Source organism: Lysinibacillus sp. EB271-A1-10B, assembly GCF_058791335.1.
The window spans coordinates 80,245-96,203 of the sequence record NZ_JBYTDL010000010.1 but is presented as its reverse complement, the minus strand read 5'-3'; the positions used below and the strand labels follow the sequence as shown (position 1 = coordinate 96,203).

The 15,959-nt window shown below is 36.6% G+C and carries 17 protein-coding genes and 1 pseudogene; 6 read left to right on the top strand and 12 right to left on the bottom strand.

What is annotated here, in order from left to right:
• Positions 1-46 precede the first annotated feature (46 nt).
• Complete coding sequence (locus AC3WSK_RS14705; protein WP_079560099.1) at positions 47-487, top strand: GNAT family N-acetyltransferase; 441 nt, start codon at positions 47-49, stop codon at positions 485-487.
• A gap of 208 nt (positions 488-695) precedes the next feature.
• Here the strand turns inward: AC3WSK_RS14705 and AC3WSK_RS14700 are convergent, their stop codons facing one another.
• From AC3WSK_RS14700 to AC3WSK_RS14665, 8 genes are all read right to left on the bottom strand, one after another.
• The gene (locus AC3WSK_RS14700) at positions 696-1,151 is read right to left on the bottom strand and encodes a hypothetical protein (RefSeq protein WP_492414174.1); all 456 of its coding nucleotides are present in this window, start codon (positions 1,149-1,151) and stop codon (positions 696-698) included.
• Between the two features lie 166 nt (positions 1,152-1,317).
• Positions 1,318-1,524: a hypothetical protein gene (locus tag AC3WSK_RS14695; RefSeq protein ID WP_079560101.1), complete on the bottom strand. Its 207-nt coding sequence runs from the start codon at positions 1,522-1,524 to the stop codon at positions 1,318-1,320.
• Positions 1,525-1,702: 178 nt separating this feature from the next.
• Entirely contained in the window at positions 1,703-1,825 is a 123-nt protein-coding gene (locus AC3WSK_RS14690) for a hypothetical protein (RefSeq protein ID WP_276207738.1), read from the bottom strand.
• Between the two features lie 108 nt (positions 1,826-1,933).
• The gene (locus tag AC3WSK_RS14685; RefSeq protein ID WP_492414172.1) at positions 1,934-2,908 is read right to left on the bottom strand and encodes a carbohydrate kinase family protein; all 975 of its coding nucleotides are present in this window, start codon (positions 2,906-2,908) and stop codon (positions 1,934-1,936) included.
• 284 nt (positions 2,909-3,192) lie between these two features.
• Positions 3,193-4,107, bottom strand: coding sequence for a DMT family transporter (locus tag AC3WSK_RS14680; RefSeq protein ID WP_492414171.1), 915 nt, complete (start codon positions 4,105-4,107; stop codon positions 3,193-3,195).
• Positions 4,108-4,275: 168 nt separating this feature from the next.
• Positions 4,276-5,526: a glutamate-5-semialdehyde dehydrogenase gene (locus AC3WSK_RS14675; protein WP_079560104.1), complete on the bottom strand. Its 1,251-nt coding sequence runs from the start codon at positions 5,524-5,526 to the stop codon at positions 4,276-4,278.
• A 12-nt stretch (positions 5,527-5,538) separates the two neighbouring features.
• Positions 5,539-6,633, bottom strand: coding sequence for a glutamate 5-kinase (gene proB / locus AC3WSK_RS14670; protein ID WP_427484648.1), 1,095 nt, complete (start codon positions 6,631-6,633; stop codon positions 5,539-5,541).
• Between the two features lie 503 nt (positions 6,634-7,136).
• Positions 7,137-7,520, bottom strand: a complete 384-nt coding sequence (locus tag AC3WSK_RS14665) for a sodium:proton antiporter (protein ID WP_079560106.1) — start codon at positions 7,518-7,520, stop codon at positions 7,137-7,139.
• A gap of 291 nt (positions 7,521-7,811) precedes the next feature.
• Between AC3WSK_RS14665 and AC3WSK_RS14660 the strand changes: the two genes are divergently transcribed.
• Both AC3WSK_RS14660 and AC3WSK_RS14655 read left to right on the top strand, forming a co-directional pair.
• Complete coding sequence (locus AC3WSK_RS14660; protein ID WP_492414170.1) at positions 7,812-8,435, top strand: LysE family translocator; 624 nt, start codon at positions 7,812-7,814, stop codon at positions 8,433-8,435.
• A gap of 14 nt (positions 8,436-8,449) precedes the next feature.
• Positions 8,450-9,250: a DUF1835 domain-containing protein gene (locus AC3WSK_RS14655; protein WP_079560107.1), complete on the top strand. Its 801-nt coding sequence runs from the start codon at positions 8,450-8,452 to the stop codon at positions 9,248-9,250.
• 167 nt (positions 9,251-9,417) lie between these two features.
• On the opposite strand, the pseudogene AC3WSK_RS14650 reads toward AC3WSK_RS14655, so the two are convergent.
• The 3 genes and pseudogenes from AC3WSK_RS14650 to AC3WSK_RS14640 form a co-directional block, all read right to left on the bottom strand.
• Positions 9,418-9,828: pseudogene (locus AC3WSK_RS14650) on the bottom strand (hypothetical protein); the annotation flags it as partial.
• A 394-nt stretch (positions 9,829-10,222) separates the two neighbouring features.
• On the bottom strand, positions 10,223-10,519 hold the full coding sequence (locus tag AC3WSK_RS14645) for a hypothetical protein (protein WP_427484649.1): 297 nt from the start codon (positions 10,517-10,519) through the stop codon (positions 10,223-10,225).
• A 396-nt stretch (positions 10,520-10,915) separates the two neighbouring features.
• Complete coding sequence (locus AC3WSK_RS14640) at positions 10,916-11,797, bottom strand: LysR family transcriptional regulator (protein WP_427484650.1); 882 nt, start codon at positions 11,795-11,797, stop codon at positions 10,916-10,918.
• A gap of 283 nt (positions 11,798-12,080) precedes the next feature.
• Between AC3WSK_RS14640 and AC3WSK_RS14635 the strand changes: the two genes are divergently transcribed.
• Positions 12,081-12,833 (top strand): alpha/beta hydrolase, encoded by a 753-nt coding sequence (locus tag AC3WSK_RS14635; RefSeq protein ID WP_079560110.1) that lies wholly within the window; start codon positions 12,081-12,083, stop codon positions 12,831-12,833.
• A 189-nt stretch (positions 12,834-13,022) separates the two neighbouring features.
• Positions 13,023-14,372, top strand: coding sequence for a branched-chain amino acid transport system II carrier protein (brnQ, locus tag AC3WSK_RS14630; protein ID WP_427484651.1), 1,350 nt, complete (start codon positions 13,023-13,025; stop codon positions 14,370-14,372).
• A gap of 58 nt (positions 14,373-14,430) precedes the next feature.
• Here brnQ and AC3WSK_RS14625 read toward each other — a convergent pair whose 3' ends face one another.
• Positions 14,431-15,189, bottom strand: a complete 759-nt coding sequence (locus AC3WSK_RS14625) for an SDR family oxidoreductase (RefSeq protein ID WP_492414169.1) — start codon at positions 15,187-15,189, stop codon at positions 14,431-14,433.
• A gap of 197 nt (positions 15,190-15,386) precedes the next feature.
• On the opposite strand from AC3WSK_RS14625, the gene AC3WSK_RS14620 reads away from it, so the two are divergent.
• A complete protein-coding gene (locus AC3WSK_RS14620) occupies positions 15,387-15,956 on the top strand; it encodes a TetR/AcrR family transcriptional regulator (protein ID WP_094075066.1) in 570 nt (189 codons plus the stop codon).
• The last annotated feature ends 3 nt before the right edge of the window (positions 15,957-15,959 follow it).

Here is a 15,959-nt window from a genome sequence, read left to right as displayed (position 1 = left end):
TCTACCAGTGGTCACCAAATTCAAGTAATAATCAGGAGGAATAAAAATGAACACAAAAAAAATTACAGATGAAAAAGATTTACAAACAGCGTTTGCGATTCGTCAAAAAGTTTTTATTGAGGAGCAAAAGGTGCCAGAGGAAGAAGAATTTGATGAGTTCGACACGCTAGATGCAGCATGTGATCATATTCTTGTGTACTATAACGATCAACCTGTTGGTACTGGCAGACTACGAGTTGTTGATGGCTATGGCAAACTAGAGCGTATATGTATATTAATAGAATTCCGCAAATTTGGTTTAGGTAAAGTAATTATCCAACGTTTAGAGGAAATAGCACTTGAAAAAGGTTTAGCAAAATCAAAATTAAACGCGCAATCTTATGCAGAAGGCTTTTATGAAAAATTAGGCTATAAACGTGAAGGTGAAGAATTTATGGATTGTGGCATCCCGCATATTTTAATGAAAAAACAATTTCATAAGGCGTAGAGTATTCATTATTTATTATAAAATAGCAAACTAGGTTTTATTAGTTTGCTATTTTGTTTTAACTTCTTTCAGCGGGTTTCCAAACACCCGCTGAAATAGAGGAACTCAGTCTGAGAACGCCACGTTAGCACTGCGCTTTCGCACAAAAAACATCGCAGGCCTAAGCATAACGCAGATTCCGGACGCAATTATGTCGAGGCAAAATTGATTACAATAGCTCTCTTATTTTTTCCCATAATGGCTTAATTTTTTCTTTATTCGGCGCATTTGCAAATATCCAATCTGATTCATTATTAAAGGCGTTCACTAATTTCTTAACGGCGACCTCATGTGTCTCAAGGCTCAAACAATTCATGATATGGACTATCTCATTTAATGGGTCAGTGGGTAAAGATTTATCTAGCGCTTTAAGTCCAAGTACAGCTCGTTCAGGGCAATATTTATGCAGGAGTACTTTAGCGAAATGTTCTAAACTATTCCGCAGTAAATGAACGCACCAAATCTCATTTTCACGTTTAGCACTCCAATAATATTGATACAAATACCAAACAGTATCATCTATTGCATCTTGAAATTCAAGAGGCGTTAATGACAAAGTTGTTTTTTTCTGTTTAGCTGTAAGGATTCTATTCGGATCAAATAATATTTTAACTGCTTTCAGCAAAAGTCTCCTACTTCTATAGGTTGTAAGAAGAATGCGGCGTTAAGTTACTTTCAGCGAGTGTCCAAACATTTACTGAAAGAAGTTAAAGCCTCCGGCGGATATCACAGAATCGGTAAGGAGTTCTTTGTGCAAGCACAAATCCGATTCCGGACGCAATTATGCCGAGTCATAATTGATGGGCATCTTTATCACTTATTTCAGAGGGTGATAAGGTAAATAAATCGATATGAATCATATCTTCATATACGGCTAGTAGCTGGGGGGCAAAAATGTAAATGTCATCAACGAATAATGTTTTCATATAAGTTTCAATATGCTTCTTGCGATTGGATAAAAATGCTTCAATATTTTCTTCCTTCACAACGCAATACATATCGATATCTGAAAATTCATCATGCTCCTCATAGATCCTCTTAAAAATACAGCTTCAATATATTGATCATCTTTTAGACTTTCAAGTAAAATCTTCACAACATAATCCAAATTCAAATATATCCGCTCCTTATATTAAAACAAGCTGCCCAAAGTATATTTCGAGCAGCCTTATTTTGCTAGATTTCTTTTACAACAGTACCTGAGAAGCTATCGTGAGGACGAAGTTGTCCGTTTTGTTGTTCGAACGATTCTGGATTTTTCAAGTAATCGAATGAGCTAATTGAGTCACGATATACCATCCGTTTCAAAACTCCAGCTGTGAAATTACCAAATCAATTAGAAATGCTTTTGTTCGTTTTTTTTGTAATAGATTTCATCGGAGTTCCTCTTCATAAGTTTCGAAATTTTCAAAGGAACTGATTGTCTTTAAATAGCAATTCTTGTTTAGTAAGGTAAGATGCAATGGCCCCATATTTTTCTGTCGAAGCGCCTGCATAGCTATTCGCGAATGTAAGGAGGGAGGTAGCATGCTGCTGACAATAATCGATTAGATTGTTTGCTGTAATCTGCTTGCTAAGGAGAATGGCTAACAATGCACCGATGAAGGCATCACCCGCTCCAGTTGTATCAATCGCATGAACCTTGTCAGCGGGTACTTTAATATGAAGATTTTTCGTATTAAGACTTGCACCTTCTGCTCCACGAGTAATGATAAGTACTTTTACTTTCCCTTGAAATAATGAATGGACGGCTGTTTCTTCATCCTCAATCTCTGTTAAAAATAAAAGCTCCTCCTCGGACAATTTAACGATATGGGCCTTTGGTAAAAACTCTAAAATCGTTTGACGACATGCCTTCACATCATTCCAAAGTGGCAAGCGAACATTTGGATCAAAAGAAACAAGACTCCCTGCCTGATGAGCCTGTTCTATCAGGGCCACATGTGCATGTTTCATTGGGCTTTCCACTAAATTAACTGAACAAAAATGAAGAATATCTTTATCTGTTAAAAGATTAGGTGGCAGTTGCTCTTTGTTGTATTGTAAATCTGCTGCGTGGCGGCGATAAAATAAGAAATCTCGGGCTCCATCACTTGTCAGTGAAACAAAGGCTAGACTTGTTTCACCCTCAATAGTTTGAACAATATAGTTCGTATCGACATCGGCATTTTTTAATGTTTCTACTAGAAAATCTCCAAAAGCATCCTGACCTACTTGTGTAATGAGGGCTGCTTGTTGCTCAAGCTTTGCACAAACAGCTGCAACATTGGCAGGGGCTCCACCAGCATTTTTAGTAAATTGCTCAACTGCAGCAAGGGAGGCATTTTGTTCAGTAGGTGTAAAATCAATTAATAATTCACCAATTGCATAAAGTTTACTCATGGAAAAACCTCCTTTATATCAATTTCGCCTGGTAATTGGTGCTGTCGCACAGAAAAAATTGCCATAAGGCGTGACTTTCCGTCGTTTTGCCTTTTCTATCTGTCACTCAGCTGGCCCCTTCCGTCGCTATGCGCATTGTATCCGTCGTTAAGCCAGTCGTTTCTGTCTGTTGTATTTGAATCCGTCGCTCAGCACGATCGTTCCGTCATCTTGCCCTCACATACTTAGACTGAATTCCTTATTTCAGCAGTTGTTTAGATATCCGAACCACACCACATTCACCTTTAAAGGTAGGGGGGTTCCGTAGCTGACGCTTCGCTTTCGCTACGAGGCATTCGCTTTTTCTTTGGTACGTAAATAGTGTAGAAAATACCGCCAAAAATTAATACAATACCAGCTGTTTGCATAAAGCTCGGCATAAAATCAAGTAACAGCATATCAAGCAATATTGCCACAACAGGGTCAACAAATACTAATACTGAAACTAGTATGGTAGAGAGGCTACGAATACTATCAAAAAATAAATAGTAAACAAATCCTGTATGAATAAAACCTGTTCCTAAAATATATAGCCAGTTTGTAGTCGTTAAGCTTTCAAATAATGAAAAATTAACAAATGGCAATAGTATGATAATTCCGACCGTTGTTTGGATATATGTTAATGCGTAGGAGCTAAGCTTTGTGATCGTTTTACTTGTTAACATCGTAAATGCGTAAAACAATGCAGACAGTAATGCCCATATAAAGCCTGATTTCATAAATTCAGAGAGGGACATAAAATTATTTAAACCAATAATAAACATACTGCCGATAAAACAAGTTAGTGTTGCTAGTAAAGCTTGAATAGTCATTTTTTCTTTTAAAAACAATGCGCCAAAAATTAATACGAATATTGGTGCTAAATTATAAATAGAAATCGCAATGGAAATCGACATCTCTTCAAAGGCTTTAAATAAAAATACCCAGTTTAAGACAATAAAGACACCGCATAGAAGTGTACGTAATATTTCTTTTTTACCCCATTTTTCCGTCTTATGCCCACCAGTGATAAGCCACATACCGCCAAGGAAGAGGGTGGCGCAAATACATCTAATAAATACTAGCTCGATTGCAGGTACGCCCGTATGAACGGTGAAAAATCCAATAGAGCCAAAAAGGGCCATTGAAACAGTTAGTTTGATAATCGCTGAAATGTTCATATAAAACCTTCTTTCTATTAAAATTTTTGACGCTTGAGAAAGTAGGGGAGACTTAACGTTTATTTCGCCCCGCCCCTTCTACAAATCTTTCAATCTTAAAGCTTCATAAAATAAGCGAAGAAAGCCGACAGTGTACGTACGTCAACTGTCGGCTTCATTGTTCTACAATTATTCTCGGATTTGGCCGTTACCGTGAATGAAATACTTTGTAGATGTTAACGCAGGTAACCCCATTGGCCCTCGAGCATGTAATTTTTGCGTACTAATGCCGATTTCTGCACCGTAGCCAAATTCAAAGCCGTCTGTGAAGCGAGTGGAGGCATTGTGATAAACAGCGGCAGCATCTACGCTATGTAAGAAAGTATCTGCTGATAACTGATCCTCTGTCATGATGGCTTCAGAGTGGTTAGTGCCGTATTTATTAATGTGCTCAATTGCTTCATAAACGTTTTCCACAATTTTAACGCTAATTTTTAAATCTAAATATTCAGTTGCATAGTCTTCTACAGTTGCTAGTTGCGCGAAATCAAGAGCTTGACAGACAGTATCATCGCCGATAATTGTCACACCAGCTTGATGTATAGCACTTAGTAGCTGTTTGCCGTGCTCATGAAACCATTCAGGATGAATAAGTAAGCTTTCTGCGGCATTACAAACAGAAGGGCGCTGAGTTTTTGCATTGATGCAAATCTTTTCTGTTTTTAAGTAATCGGCCGTTTGGTCTACATAAATATGACAGTTGCCAGCACCTGTTTCTAGTACTGGTACAGTGGCTTCATTTACTACTAAATCAATAAGTGCCTTTCCGCCACGAGGAATTAAAACATCTAAGTATTCTTTTAAATGGAATAATTCTTTGACAGTTTCGCGATTTGTATCCTCGATTAATTGCACAGTGTCCGCAGGGATAGACGTTTTGCTAAGTGCACGATGAATACTTGCCACTAGCGCTACATTCGAAAATTTAGCAGAAGAGCTACCGCGTAAAATGACTGCATTGCCTGTTTTTAATGATAATGTTGCAGCATCTACTGTTACATTAGGGCGTGCTTCGTAAATCATCCCGATAACGCCAATTGGTACTAGGCGCTTTTCAATTAGTAATCCATTATCTTTTTCTATTCGCTCTAAGAGACTACCTACTGGATCATTTAATTCAACTAGTAAGTGGATAGCACTTGACATTGCCTCTACTCGTTCTTTGTTTAGCATGATGCGATCGAGGGTAGAAGCGGGCATTCCTTGTGTCTCGCCATTTGCTAAATCCTTTGCATTTTCAGCAATGATCATATCTTGGTCGATTAGTAATTGCTCAGCAATTTTTGTGAGAGCCTCATTTTTCTCGCAAGTTGTTTTAATATTTAAAATATAGCTTGCAGCCTTAGCCAGCTTTCCTTTTTGTTGAACTTCACTTGTCATGTGAATTCCTCCTTAATTTGTTTGAATTTTTAGCCATTTATCTCGGTGAATGACCTCAATGGGATAGTTCGCTAACTCGTCTGTACGTTTTCCCATCGCATGTGCTAACTCTAGGGAAGAATATAAGACCTCACCACGGCCAAGCAGTCCCTTGTCACTATAGACTTCGACAACGTCGCCAGTTGCGAAGTCGCCTTCGACACGATATACACCAGCAGGCAACAAGCTTTTACCATTTGCCAATAATGCATGTTCTGCACCGCTATCTATAAAGATTTTACCAGATACTTCCGTTAGTGCAATCCACTGTTTATTATTCGTTAAAACAGCAAGCGCGTCATGCTCAACATACGTACCATCACCACGTCCTTCTACTATATCGACAAGTTTATTAGCACCGTGACCAGTTCCGATAAACACCTTGACACCTGCATTTAAAGCTGCTCGAGCTGCTAGTAATTTGGATTCCATACCACCTGTACCGACCTTAGACCCTGAACCATCTGCAAAGCCAAGCATCTCATCAGATACCTCTGTTAAACGATCAATACGTTGTGCATCAGGATTTTTAGATGGATTGGCATTATACAGGCCATTGATATCTGTTAAGATAATGAGCTGATCGGCATGTATAAGACCACTTACAAGTGCTGATAACATGTCGTTATCTCCAAAGGTTAATTCGCTGACAGATACCGAATCGTTTTCGTTAATGATAGGTAAAATGGAGCGTTCTAATAATTCCTCAAATGTGGCACAGGCATTTTTATAACGCTCTTTTTTTGAAAAATCAGTGCGTGTAAGTAAAATTTGAGCAGGCACAATATCATAAATGCTAAATAAAGCATTGTAGGTTTGAATCAGTAAACTTTGCCCAACTGCCGCGGCAGCCTGCTTACCTTTTAATGTGACGGGACGAGAAGGGTAGCCTAGCTGTTTAAAGCCCGCTGCTACTGCACCTGATGAAACAAGCAATACTTCATGACCGTATTTTTTTAATTCAGCGATCGCTTGGACATGGTCCATTAAACGTATTTTATCAATTTCACCTTTTGCATTTGTTAAGGAGCTACTCCCAATTTTGACGACAATTCTTTTTCTTTCCATAGCAATACCTCCAATTCGCCATTACACTTGTACTATGATTTAAACTTTAGCAGCTACTAAGATTTCGCTAAATTTAAAAATAAAAAAACCTTTTCATCCTAAAAAATTAGGACGAAAAGGTTTACTTTCCGTGGTACCACCTAGATTGAACATCATTGACATTCCACTTTGCTCATAACGCTTGAGACTGCGCCTAGTTAGCTAGGACGATTTACGAAGTAGGTTCTTTAGTCTTTCTTGTACAATGCCTTACAGCCGATGGGCATCGCTCTCTGATCAAGCAGTTTCTAGGTACTAATCTTCGCTCGCTTATATTGTATAATTCAATATCTTTGTTGAATGGACCTTCATCAATTATTTTGGTTGGTGTCCGATTTCTATACAGAATGCACTACTTTAGCATGTCTGTCAAGCTGATTAGGAATGTTAATAGAAAGTTTTGAATAAAAAAGTAGGTATTACTGAACAATCGAGAGTACCGTGTAGGAGCAACATAACCTTGTTTATTTGAACCACCAGATTGCGATTAATAGTGGGAGCATCGCTAAAACAATCACGAAAGAACTCCATACTATTTGTTTTCCTGAAGACATATTTTTCGGTTTAATACTCATTTGTTCATATAGTTCGTTGATGGAACGTTGTTCTTTTGCATAAAGCATAGTTTGAAATTCATCGTAATCTTGAATATAACTTGAGGGAGGGCGAGGGCTAAAGCGTAAACTTCGAATATCGTCTGTAATCTCTTTTTCACCCATCCAATAAGTAATAACTGGCGCTAACCCTGAAGTTTGCGTAGCCTGTACCCTGATGTCATGTGTTTTCATTTTATAATAGACATTTCCTTGCTCGTCTTCATATTGCTTTACAATATCGCTTACTGCCATCAACAAACACCTCTTTCTCCCAAATAATCCGACTTTTAAGTTATGATAATATTTATTATAATGGATTAAGGTAGAAAAGTATTGCTGAAACGAGCAGAATTGGTTAGGGGATTTTTTTGTAAAAATTTAGAAAAAGTATATTGGTATATAGTATAATGTTAAGAAATACATTTTATGGTTATTATTTTTTGGAAAGTAATTTTTCTACTAAAAGTAGAGTTAGTCGGAATAAAAATTAATCTCGCTTATGATGAATATTTTTGTGAAAAGTAATAGAAAGAAGGGATAGTTTTGGCATTTTCAACCTTAATGGCGTTTTTAGGGGCGGCAATTATTTTAACTATAATGCCAGGTCCAGATAATTTATTTGTTCTTGCACAAAGCATTGCACAGGATAAAAAGGCTGGTATAGCAACATCACTTGGCTTATGTACAGGTTTGCTCGTTCATATAGGAGCGGCGGTTCTCGGTATCTCGGCTATTATTTATCAATCAACAGTTATTTTTTCTATTGTTAAGTTTGCAGGAGCGGCGTATTTATTGTATTTAGCATGGCAGTCGTTTCGTGCGAAAGGTGATCCGTTCACAATGGAACAGCAAAATGTACAAGCCTATGTGACTTTATATCGGAAAGGTATTTTAATGAATATTTTAAATCCAAAAATTTCTTTATTTTTCTTAGCACTATTGCCACAGTTTGTAAATCCTTCTAATGGCCATGTAGGTTTACAGATGCTAGTTTTGGGTATTGTATTTTTAGTACAAGCGCTTATTCTGTTTTCATTATTTAGTATTTTTGCCGGTAAAGTAAGAAAAGTAATTATTGGGAAGCCTGCAATTGCTAAACGATTAAATATGATTCAAGGTGTACTTTTCACTTTTATTGGAATACAAATAGCGCTAAGTAAACAGTAAAATGGGGGATTTTTATGGCAATTTTACATATAACGTTTAGCTTATCTACGCAAGGCTCAATTAAACATGCAATACGACAACATCATTTACAAAGAGAGGAGTCAGTGCTTAGTGTCAATGAGATTTTCTCGATTGGTCCGCTAAGCAGCTCAGAAGAACGAAAAAGCTGGTTAAGAGCCAATATCTTTAGGGACAGTGAAGAACGTGAATTGAACGAGGATCTTTATAAAGAATGGAAGAAAAAAATTGCAGGTTTACCGTGCGATGTTGATGTCTGGGTATGGTACAGCCAAAGTACTCATGAAGAGATTGGGTTACGTTATGTCATGAGCAAGTTGATCAATAAATGTAGTATGGTATATGGGATTGATGCCACAGATGGCCTGAAACGTGTACAACCAAATATGATGATTCGTCAAACAGGTGAGATCTCACCAGACTTGCTTATGAAACTACGTTCGGAGGCAAAGCGTTTTTCTATTGATGAGTGTCAACAATTTGCTAATGAATGGGAGGCGCTAAAACAAAACCCTAGTACATTGCGAGTTTGGCAAGATGGAATTGTCCATGTAGCGGAAGATGCATTGGATCCTATTATTATAGAATGTGCCGAAAGAGCTCATGCAGAACTAAATGAGGAATGGCTTAAACCGATGCGTATCATCGGTGAAGCAATTGGTTCAATTGATGAGTATTTAGGTGAAGAGTTTGTGGAAAAACGACTAATGACACTTGCAAAGCAGGGACTTTTTGAGGTTGATGGAGATACAACAGATATGTATTCGTATCAAGTAAAATATGTAGGGGAAAAATAATAAAACTGCTTCCAGTAACCACCTTTCATTTAAAGAAGGTGGTTTTTTGTAGTTCAAGAAACTTGGAAATTCATCTAAAGGACTAACTTTTCCACAATTGAATATAAAGAAAAGCGAGTAACAATTGTTATATAAGGATATAGGAGTAGAGGATAATTAGTCTATTATAGAGGCTGGTTATCCTCTTTACTAGCGTCTTTAATAAGCTTTGTTGCTTTTCTTGCATCTGTTACCCCTACTTGTATGTCTTTGTGAATGTCTTTGTATTTATCAGGAACTTTTATATACTCCATATTGTCTAAAATCTTATCCATCTTGTTTGCTGTTTTTAAAATATCTTTTTCTTTTTCTTTGTCTTCCATAGCTTTCATCGAGTTTACTATGAATAAATCCTTCATGTATTGAAACTCTACTAATTGTTCACAAATATAATAGGGATACTGTTTCTCTGATATTACTGTTTTCATTGTTGATTTGCTTAACTGCTCAGTCTTAGGAGTAGACTCTTTATTTTCTACCGCACAACCTACTAATAATAGAATAGGTATTGCTAATGATACGAGTTTCGTTGCTTTCATTATATATCCTCCTTTTAGAAATTATTGTAATTAATTAACATATTGTACCACAACGTAAATTATAAATAATAGATATATAAAATTCCTATCATTTGAAAGAAGTGATTTGTCATAAATATTGGATGTATATTCCATACATGTCAGGTTTACATAACGCATCATTATCGGTAGCAAGAAAAAATTCTTTAATGAATGGAAAGTTCCTTCTTCAACTAAACTGCCTCGTTAGCTCAACAAGAAAAAAGATGCTGCCGCAGCAACACCTTGTCTAACTCTTGCACCCCGTTACATTCGTGGCTTTTTGTTGTATTTCCAAACTTTCATTTGGGAACGTTATTTGTATATTGAATTAATAATATCGTACATTTTTTACATACATAATTACTAGGTTTAGCTATTTAACATATTGAATATACCCTAGCATATCAGCAACAATGAAAGTAGCTATTATGCCCAATAATAGACTTAAAAGTAATCTAAACTTTTGCCATGTAAAATAAGGTGTATCAATATCGCTATGGTTATCATTCGTCCGTTCTAACAAATACCACATAGAAGGTAGAATGATGAAGGATACGATTAGTTGTTTCCATATGGGTAAATGTAATGGTAAATCTGGTCCTTCTTCTATAAAAAGAAGAATTGTAGCAATAATCATACCCATAGCATACTTTTCAAGATATTTCTTCATGTAATACCACATTTCATTTAAAAGTCATTTAGATATTATACCAAAAAACAAGCGGACTAATTATAAACATTTTAGCCTTCTGATTCCCTCAAACCTTCAGAAAATTACCAAAGCGTCGTTTGGTAATCTTTCGTAAAAAGTTGTTATTCAACAATCTGGCCCGATTGTTGAACAATAAGTTAAACAACACTCTTCAACTAAACTGCCCTATTAGTTGAGTAAGACAAGACAAAACAAAACAACAATCGTTACGAACAGAATCATAAAAATAGACCAAACATATTTTATATATAAAATATGTTTGGTCTATTTATTTACATACGTTTGAAGGTTGTCACCCTAAGATAATGGTCGTTACTCACTTTAATGCTTTACCCATTCTATATGAATGAAAGATTACTTCTCATCGTAAAAATCGAATACAAATTGCTGAAATTGTCGTGCTGATGGTGGAAGGTATCGATTTTCAATCCAAGCCATACCTATGGTCCGTTCACAAACCATATCCTCAACACGAATTTTCGCCAATTTATTTGGATTCAAGTCTTCATCAACAGGTAGCAACGACACGCCAAGCCCAGCACTTACAAAACCAGCAACTGTAGATACTTCATCACCTTCAAACGTAATTTTCGGCTTGATACCTGCAGCATTTAATAATTTATCAGCTGTGCGACGTAATGCGTAACCCTTTTTCAACAGAACAAAATTTTCATTTTCAAGTTCCTTCATTTTGATGCTTTTACGGTTCGCGAGGGGATGGTCAATCGGCACCATAATAAAAAGCTCGTCTCGCCATAGCTCTTTCCAACAAACAGGTGGCTCTGTGTCAATCGCTGCGAGTAAGCAAAGATCTAACTCTCCCGCAAGTAATTGCTTCAACTGGGAGTGTGAGTAATTTTGTGTAAAGTGAAAGCGAATATGCGGATGGTTCTGACGGAAGGAACGGATCAAGTCGGGTACAATGCTAGTCCCTAGAGTATGTAAAAATCCGAGTGATACATCTCCTAGCTCTGGGTTATTCAGCTCCTGTAATTCAATAACTGCTTTTTCGTACTCCTTACGCATGCGTTGGACACGATACAAAAAAAGCTCGCCATATCGGTTGAGCATAATCGAGCGTCCTTGACGGTCGAACAAGGGTACTCCTAATTCCTCTTCAAGCTTTGAAATAGAGCGACTTAATGCTGGCTGAGAAATCGCTAATGCTTCAGCTGCACGAGTCATATGCTCAAGTTTAGCTACCGTTACGAAATACTCCAATTGCTGCCACTCCATTTTTTCACCTCTATTCTCGTTATTTTCGAGTTAACTGCATTATAACGGTAAAAGAGTAGGAAGTATAGGCGCCAAAAAAATTTAAAAAGATGGAGTACTTAAAAAGAGAAATGAGAAATGAAAGTAGCTGAAAGTGTGATAGTACAGCCGTTAACCTCACATCATTAATGCATGAAACACATTAATATGATAAAAACTATAAATTGTACATTATGAATAAAGGGTGTTAAGATAGACACATAAATTACACAATTACAAATTTCCGTGAAGGGGATATTATAAAATGAATTTTTCTAAGCCACAACCTCTAACAATTGAGGGAGGCAAAAAAGCCGTACTATTACTGCATGGATTCACAGGTAGCACAAAAGATGTGAAAAAGCTAGGAGAATTTTTATCAAAACGTGGTTATACGGTTCATGCACCGATTTATAGTGGGCATGGTGTAGAACCAGAAGCATTACTTGAAACAAAACCAGAAGACTGGTGGAATGATGTTGTGGAAGGTTATAACTTCCTAAAAAGTAAAGGCTATGAAGAAATCGCGGTAGTAGGAATTTCGCTTGGCGGCGTATTTTCGTTAAAAGTAGCAGAGACATTTCCTGTGAAAGCATGTGTTGCCATGTGTGCACCAATCACACGCGATAACTCAAAAGGCTTATTTACACGTTTATATCATTACGCTCGTTTATATAAACATTTTGAAAATAAATCAAAAGATCAAATTATTTCAGAATTACATGAATTACGTATTACACCTAAGGATTCATTAGATGGTGTGACACGTTTAACGACCGAAACACGTGATGATTTATCTACAATCAAAGCACCTACATTAGTATTACAAGGTTCATTAGATGATGAACTTTATCAAGAAAGTGCACCATTCATTTTAAATACCGTGGAAACAGACGATAAAGAGATTATTTGGTATGAAAATTCTGGTCATATTATTACTTTAGATAAAGAGCGCGAAAAAGTGTATGAGGACGTATATAAGTTTTTAGATCATATAGAGTGGTCAGTAGCAAACTAAGGGCTGTCAGCAGACAGCTCTTTTAGTTTTGTCTATTTACAGCTAGGAACTGTACAATTTATTTTTTAAAAAGAAAAAACAACTATTGTTTTACAAATAAATGCTATGTTAATATAGTGGAATTATAGTGATAAATCTCTTCATTTAAATTGTTCGCAATAGTTAAATACATCTAAGGAGTTCATCAAAATGCAACAGAAAATACCTTTTTCAACATATGCAGTCATCGGTACGATGCTTTTCGGACTGTATTTTGGAGCGGGGAATCTTATTTTTCCAATTCAGCTTGGACAATTAGCGGGGACCAATTTTTGGTTTGGCCTAATTGGATTTTTAGTAACAGCTATCGGTTTACCGTTTCTAGGTATTTTAGCTATTGGTCTATCAGGTAGTAACGGTTTACGTGACTTAGCGAGCCGTGTTCACCCATTATTCGGTGTCATCTTTTCATTAGCACTCTATTTAACGATCGGTCCTTTCTTTGCGATTCCTCGTACAGCGACAGTTCCTTTTGTAGTTGGCTTTGAACCATATATACAAGCTGAACATACAACACTATTACTCGCTTTATTTAGCTTTGTATTTTTTGCCATCGTTTATTATTTCTCATTGAATCCAGCGAAAATTATGGATTATATCGGAAAATATTTAACACCAGCATTTCTAATTGTGTTATTTATTTTAATTATTATTAGTATTGTAAAACCGATGGGGCATTTCCAACCGCCAATGGGAGATTATATTGATTCAGCATTTATGACAGGCTTTAAAGAAGGCTATAACACAATGGATGCATTAGCTTCATTAGCCTTTGGTATTGTTGTCATTAATGCAATTAAAAGCGCAGGAATAACAGACAGAAAAGAAATTGCTAAAGCAACGTGGAAATCGGGTATTTTTGCCATGGCATTAATGATGTTAATATACGGTTTAATTACGTATATGGGGGCATCAAGTATTGGAGCTGTTGGTACATTTGACAACGGTGGTTTAATATTTGCCGCAGTGGCAGATCATTATTTCGGATCATTCGGGGCTATTTTATTAGCAGTGATTATTGTCCTTGCTTGTTTAAAGACAAGTATTGGTTTAATCACATCTTGTAGTGAGTTTTTCCATGAGGTATTTCCGAAAATTAGCTACAAATGGTTTGTATTCATCTTGTGCGTTATGTCATTTACAATTGCCAACTTCGGATTAACGAATATTATTAAGTTTGCCATTCCAGTGTTGATGTTCCTATATCCGATAGCAATTGTCTTAATTGTACTCGCATTATGCTCATCACTATTTAAAAATAAGCAACCGGTATATGCGGTTACTATGATTTTCACAATTTTTATTAGTGTCATTGATGGCTATAAAGCATTAGTAGTTAGCATTCCGTCAGCGAAGCTAAGTATTTTTGATGCAATTGAGAAAGCTTATTCGAACCTTTTACCATTTTACGACATAGGATTAGGCTGGATATTACCAGCGTTAATTGGGGCATTTATTGGATGCTTATTCCCAACAAGAAAGCAAAAAAATGAATTTTAAATGATAGAAAGCACGCACAATGAATTTTACATGTGCGTGCTTTCTCTTATGTTGAATCTTAGTAAGCTGTCCAGCCACCATCAACAGCGATTACTTGTCCGTTGACAAAGCTTGATTCATCTGAGCCTAGGAAAATAGCAAGCTGAGCGATTTCCTCAGGTTGTCCAGCTCGTGGGTTAATGGCCATACCTAGTGATTGGCGTGCTGCACCTGTTTGGCTCACGTTTGTCATGGAAGAAGCAATGTTTGTAATAACTGCACCTGGAGCGATGCCATTGCAGCGAATATTTTTATCTGCATACATAAATGCTGTGTTTTTTGTTAGCCCAACAACGGCATGCTTAGAAGCAGTGTAAGCAGCTCCAGCACGAGCACCATAGAGACCGCCAGCCGAAATATTATTGACAAATACACCATGTCCTTGAGCAAGGAAAATCTCTGTCGCCATACGCATTGAACGCATAACAGCAGTTGTATTTACTGCGAATACTTTATCCCAACGTTCATCAGAAACTTCACCAATTGGCTCCATTCCATCCATAATACCAGCATTATTCACTAAAATATCTAATGTGCCAAAAGCATTTTTTGTTTCATCAAATAAGCGTTGTAAATCTTCTGTTGATGCAACATTTGTTTGAATGGCGAATGCAGAGCCACCTGCTGCTTTGATACCTTCAACAACAGCTTGTGCACCTTCTATATTTAAATCAGAAACTAGGACTTTTGCTCCCTCTTTTGCATAACCTTCTGCAATTGCTTTACCCATACCTGACGCGGCACCTGTTACGATTGCTACTTTACCTTCTAATCTCATCACAAAAACCTCCTATAATGTATGTTCTTTCACCAGAGTTTGTTCAGGTGATTTCTTGGATATATAATGTTAGATATTGAACATGTGTTCATTAAAATAATATAATAGTTTTGTAAGCGATTTCAATATGCAAAAAGCTCAGAACTGTTCAGTAATCAACACATATAAAAAAATCTGTTCAATAAGGAGAAAAAAATTTGAGTGCTAACGATTTAAGAGTTATCAAAACGAAGCAAGCATTACACAATGCTTTACTAACGTTATTAAGTGAGAAGCCTTTAGAAAATATAACAATCGCAGAAATTTGTCGGGTGGCAAAGGTGAATAGAGGTACCTTTTATTTGCACTATGAGCAAAAGGAAGGGCTATTTGAGGAATACTTTCAGGAAATTATGGAGGATTTGAATAATTCATATGAGGAACCGTACCGCGCAGTAACAACAATGGATAAAAACCAAATAGATCCAAATACTATTCGTATTTTTCATCATATTGAGCGCTTTAAAATGTTCTATCGCATTGTTTTTTCTAAAAATGTGCCTTTGACCTACTATTACATGTTATTTGATGGAATTTTCTCTCTGCTAAAAAGGGATATCACAATCCATAAAGAAATACATGATGAGATATCCATTGAATATTATAGTGCGTATCAAGCAAATGCAATCATAGGCCTAATCATTCAATGGTATCGCCAAGATTTTGAGGACAGTGTAAGTACCTTAAATAAACAACTTGCTGCTATTTTGCGGATTGGTGAAAAGTGATGA

Coding starts and splice junctions, on each gene's coding strand:
- AC3WSK_RS14680 (WP_492414171.1), bottom strand. CDS start 4,107: ATGAACATTTCAGCGATTATCAAACTAACTGTTTCAATGGCCCTTTTT.
- AC3WSK_RS14695 (WP_079560101.1), bottom strand. CDS start 1,524: ATGTATTGCGTTGTGAAGGAAGAAAATATTGAAGCATTTTTATCCAAT.
- AC3WSK_RS14705 (WP_079560099.1), top strand. CDS start 47: ATGAACACAAAAAAAATTACAGATGAAAAAGATTTACAAACAGCGTTT.
- AC3WSK_RS14625 (WP_492414169.1), bottom strand. CDS start 15,189: ATGAGATTAGAAGGTAAAGTAGCAATCGTAACAGGTGCCGCGTCAGGT.
- proB (WP_427484648.1), bottom strand. CDS start 6,633: ATGGAAAGAAAAAGAATTGTCGTCAAAATTGGGAGTAGCTCCTTAACA.
- AC3WSK_RS14655 (WP_079560107.1), top strand. CDS start 8,450: ATGGCAATTTTACATATAACGTTTAGCTTATCTACGCAAGGCTCAATT.
- AC3WSK_RS14675 (WP_079560104.1), bottom strand. CDS start 5,526: ATGACAAGTGAAGTTCAACAAAAAGGAAAGCTGGCTAAGGCTGCAAGC.
- brnQ (WP_427484651.1), top strand. CDS start 13,023: ATGCAACAGAAAATACCTTTTTCAACATATGCAGTCATCGGTACGATG.
- AC3WSK_RS14685 (WP_492414172.1), bottom strand. CDS start 2,908: ATGAGTAAACTTTATGCAATTGGTGAATTATTAATTGATTTTACACCT.
- AC3WSK_RS14640 (WP_427484650.1), bottom strand. CDS start 11,797: ATGGAGTGGCAGCAATTGGAGTATTTCGTAACGGTAGCTAAACTTGAG.
- AC3WSK_RS14690 (WP_276207738.1), bottom strand. CDS start 1,825: ATGGTATATCGTGACTCAATTAGCTCATTCGATTACTTGAAAAATCCA.
- AC3WSK_RS14635 (WP_079560110.1), top strand. CDS start 12,081: ATGAATTTTTCTAAGCCACAACCTCTAACAATTGAGGGAGGCAAAAAA.
- AC3WSK_RS14665 (WP_079560106.1), bottom strand. CDS start 7,520: ATGGCAGTAAGCGATATTGTAAAGCAATATGAAGACGAGCAAGGAAAT.
- AC3WSK_RS14645 (WP_427484649.1), bottom strand. CDS start 10,519: ATGAAGAAATATCTTGAAAAGTATGCTATGGGTATGATTATTGCTACA.